The following is a 3,773-nucleotide window of genomic DNA, read 5'->3' on the forward strand; positions in this document are numbered from 1 at the left end:
CGCCTCGACGAACGCGCCCGCGCCGAACAGGAATCCGCGGAGTTTCTGGCCGGTGCCGGCGCGTTCGACCTCGACCGGGCGACGGACGATGCTCGCGCCGTCGCGCGCCGCGGCGAGCGCCTGGTCGAGCGTCCAGTGATCGGGGATGCCGAGATCGAGTGCGAGCGCGTTGGTCTTGCCCGACGGCACGATCGCGACCCGCGGCATCGCGCCCGTCCACACCGTCGCCGCCGCGGTCAGCACGTCGCGGATCGTGCCGTCGCCGCCGTCGATCACCAGCAGCTCGATCCCGTGCTGCGCGAAATCGGTCAGCACCTCGGCCAGTTCGGCCTGGGTCCGCGGCGTGACCGCGAGCACCGTGCCCGACACGAACGGCCGCGTCGCCTCGACGCTGCTGCGATTCCGGTGGCTCTTGGGGTTGCAGATGATCCCGGTGCGGATCTGCGACGCAGCACTGCGCGCGGTCACGTCCGGTGCCGCGCCGCGTCTGGCCGCTGGAAACGGCACGCCATCAAAGGCCTGGAAATTGGAAACGGCGTCGCTCACACTCTTGGCTACCTGCGCAGGCTAGTATCGCTACATTTTTTATGGCACGTCTGCCCCTGATCGACGCTAGCGCCGATACCGCATCTTCATCCGCACGACCGTCCCCCCCGGCCGGCAGCGCCACCCGCGCCGACGCGAAGGAGGGCAGGCCGACCGATGTGGGGGCGTCGTTCGAAAATCCAAACCCCTCCTTGGGCAGGAACAGCGTGCGGTTGAAATCATGGTCGCTGTTCTCGTCATGATATTGCGCGATCGCGTAATAGCCGGGCTTCAGCCAGAAACAGGCATGCGGCTGCGCGGCGGACACGCGCGCGCGCGCCAGCTTGCCGCCCTTGGACAGGAACCGGCCCTTGTCGTCGGGATAGACGGTGAACGCGACCTCGCCGACCGCATTGTGCAGCGTGGTCGCCTCGAGCACGAGCTTGGCCGCGCCGTTCCCGGGCGTGCCGACGCACGTCTCCGCGGCAGCCGCGGACGTCGAGGCGAGCGTTGCACCCGCGGCGAGCGCGAGCAGGAGAGGCAGATTCGTCATGGGGGACCCTTGCAATCGCATAACGGCAATTTGGAGGCCAATGACGTCGGCTCTGTGAACCCGCGCTTTATCGACGGCGGCGGGGCGTGCCGCCCTCAGGGACGGCTGCGCGTCAGATTCGCCGCAGCAAAGCCGAGCAGGATCGCGACCGCGACCGAGCCGATCGCGACGCCCATCGCCACCCCGGACGAACCATAGAGCGGCATCAAGGCGAACGCGCCGATGAACAGCAGGACGACGCCCACGACGCGGATCGCGAACACCGTGCCCGCGCGGTTGACCGCGGTCAGCACGGTGTCGAGGCTGACGGTCGCCAGATCGAAACACCCCGCCGCCGCGAGCCACAACAGCACCGGATAGGCGCTGCCGAACGACTTGCCGCCGACCAGTTTGAGCATCGGCTCGCCGATCAGTGCGACGACCGCGAGGATCGCGAGCGCCGCCGCGCTGCTCGCCAGCATCGTCCGCACCAGGATATAGCGCAGCCGCTCGGGCGCGCGGTGCGGACCGCGCGGACGATCTCGGGGAAGGCGGCGCGCGACAGGAGCTGCGACAATTTGGCGAGCGCCTGCGCGACCTGTGCCGCCAGCCGGAACGCACCCGCCGCGGCGGGGCCGATCGACGCACCGACCAGCAGCAGCGGGATCTGCTTGCTCGACAGGCCGAGCGTCGCGCTGGCATTGGTACTCAGCGCGAACTTCACCACGCCGGGATTCTCCGCGACCAGCGCGCGCCAGCCGCTGCGCCCGCCGAGCATCAGCGCGAAGTCGCCGCTGCGCCACACCATGATCCAGTAGGTCGCCGCGGTGACCAGCTCGGCCGCGGCCCAGGCGATCATGAAGCCGCGGATCGTCGGGTCGAACAGCATCGCCGCGCCCGCGCCGACGAAACGGATCACCGGCGTCATGCTGTCGGCGAGCGCGGAGAGCGAGAATTTGTCGCGCAGCCGCAGGATGCCGAGCGGGGTCGAGCGGATCGTCAGCAGCTGGATCACCGCGAAGACGAGCGTGTAGTGCATCAGGTCGCGCGGAATGCCGAACGCGTTCGCCCAGATCTGGAGGATGCCGATCGTCAGCAGCGCGCCGAGGATCGCGCTCGACAGGTCGAGCCGCGCTGCCAGCCGGAACAGCCGCGCGAGCCGCGGGCTGTCACCGTCATGGAGCGGCTGGACGCCGTACTGGACGATGATCTGCCACGTCTGGAAGCCTACGAACGTCGTCAGCGCCTGGACCGCGCCGGTGATCAGCGCGAACCGGCCGAAATCGACGACCCCCAAGGTGCGCGTCGCAAAGCCGAGATAGAAGAGCGACAGGATCGCCAGCACGCTGCGGCTCGCGAGCAGCCAGCCCAGGTTGCGCGCCGCCGAACGCAGCACGCCACCGAAATCCTTGGTCGTGGGGGAAGGGGCGGGGGCCTGGGTCATGCGCCCTGCGGCCCCTAAAGCGCGCGGTGCGGTGCGGCAAGTCGCGGCTGGCGGGTCGGGGCGTTCGACGCGATCAGGCGAGCCAGCTCGTGATCGCGCCGCCCTTCGCGCGCCGTGCCATCGCCTGGAACAGCCGGACGAGATGGACGACCAGCGAGATCGCGGTCCACGCCGCAACGCCGATGATCCCCCAGTCGGGCCGCGTCACGACCAGCCCCGCGAACAGGATCACCATGTTCGGGTTGCGCCGCGCGGTGATCAGCCGGAACCAGCTGTCGAACCGTTCCCAGACATGGATGTGCATCCCGAACCGGACGATGAACGCGCCCTCGATCAGCCGCTGCGCGACATAGCCGAACAGCATCGTGCCGATCACCGCCCAGAAGGTCGCATCGTCGAGCGGCCGGCCATAGGGCGCGCAGCCCGCGGCCCAGGCCCACCACCAGAAGGGCGGATGGACCAGGTCGACGCCGTGATCCCATGCATTGCCGAGCTTCGACGCGGTGATCGTGCAGCGCGCGAGCTTCCCGTCGACGGTGTCGAGCACCATGAAGACGAGGCCGGTGGCAAGCCCCGTCCAGAACCAGCCATACCAGAAGGCGATCGTCGCGACGATGCACAGCACCGATCCCATCGCGGTGACCTGGTTCGGCGTGATCCCCGCGCGCGCGCAGACCCGGGTGATCGCCAGCGCCCATTCGGGCCAGAGATATTTGGTCAGCAGGTCGGTGACGCCCTTGTACGCGCCGACATAGCTCGCCCGCTCGATCGCGGGGACCGCGGCGGGGACGAGCCGTTCGGCAAACGGCTTTTCGCGCTTGCGCAGCGCCTCGTTGAGGATCCCCTCGTCCGACTCGGCGGCGATGATCGTCAGCCCGCTGGCGGCGTCGAGGGCTGCGTCCGCGTGCATCGCCGCGGCGACCCGCGCCCGCTCCTCGGCGGTCCGGACATGCGCCAGCACGGGAACGCCCGCGCGCGTCATCACGGTGCCGGGGCGCGTCTTCAGATGCGCGGTCCAGACCGGGTCGAACGCGAACGCCATGTTGGCGAGGATCGCCGGGCCGTCTGCCGCGTCGCTTCCGGCAAAGCCCTGCGCCACGCCGATCCGACGCAGCCGCTCGTCATTGCGCATCCCCCAGAGCAGGGTCGGATTGTCGCCCAGGGGCACGAGTGCTGGCATGTCTTGCATCCGCTGCCCGATAGCCGATTGCGCGCGGATTGCGAGCCCGGGCTGGTTCAGCGCAGCGCGGCGAGCACCGCCTGCGGCGCCGC

The 3,773-nt window shown here is 69.6% G+C and carries 5 protein-coding genes; all 5 read right to left on the reverse strand.

What is annotated here, in order from left to right:
• Positions 1-546: diacylglycerol kinase family protein (locus NI18_RS16730; protein ID WP_306286476.1), on the reverse strand; the 546-nt coding region annotated here is incomplete at its 3' end.
• Positions 512-1,078 carry a DUF2141 domain-containing protein gene (locus NI18_RS16735; RefSeq protein ID WP_052149276.1) on the reverse strand — a complete coding sequence of 189 codons (567 nt, stop codon included), beginning with the start codon at positions 1,076-1,078 and terminating at the stop codon, positions 512-514. The genes NI18_RS16735 and NI18_RS16730, both read right to left, overlap by 35 nt.
• Before the next feature lie 95 nt (positions 1,079-1,173).
• Entirely contained in the window at positions 1,174-1,539 is a 366-nt protein-coding gene (locus NI18_RS27250) for a polysaccharide biosynthesis C-terminal domain-containing protein (RefSeq protein ID WP_052149277.1), read from the reverse strand.
• The gene (locus NI18_RS16740; RefSeq protein WP_306286477.1) at positions 1,488-2,501 is read right to left on the reverse strand and encodes an oligosaccharide flippase family protein; all 1,014 of its coding nucleotides are present in this window, start codon (positions 2,499-2,501) and stop codon (positions 1,488-1,490) included. The genes NI18_RS27250 and NI18_RS16740 overlap by 52 nt, the downstream gene beginning before the upstream one ends.
• A 73-nt stretch (positions 2,502-2,574) precedes the next feature.
• Positions 2,575-3,690, reverse strand: a complete 1,116-nt coding sequence (locus tag NI18_RS16745) for a CDP-alcohol phosphatidyltransferase family protein (RefSeq protein WP_192007419.1) — start codon at positions 3,688-3,690, stop codon at positions 2,575-2,577.
• Between the last annotated feature and the right edge of the window lie 83 nt (positions 3,691-3,773).

The sequence above is a fragment of the Sphingomonas sp. Ant20 genome (genome assembly GCF_000783375.1).
Lineage (GTDB): Bacteria > Pseudomonadota > Alphaproteobacteria > Sphingomonadales > Sphingomonadaceae > Sphingomonas > Sphingomonas aerolata.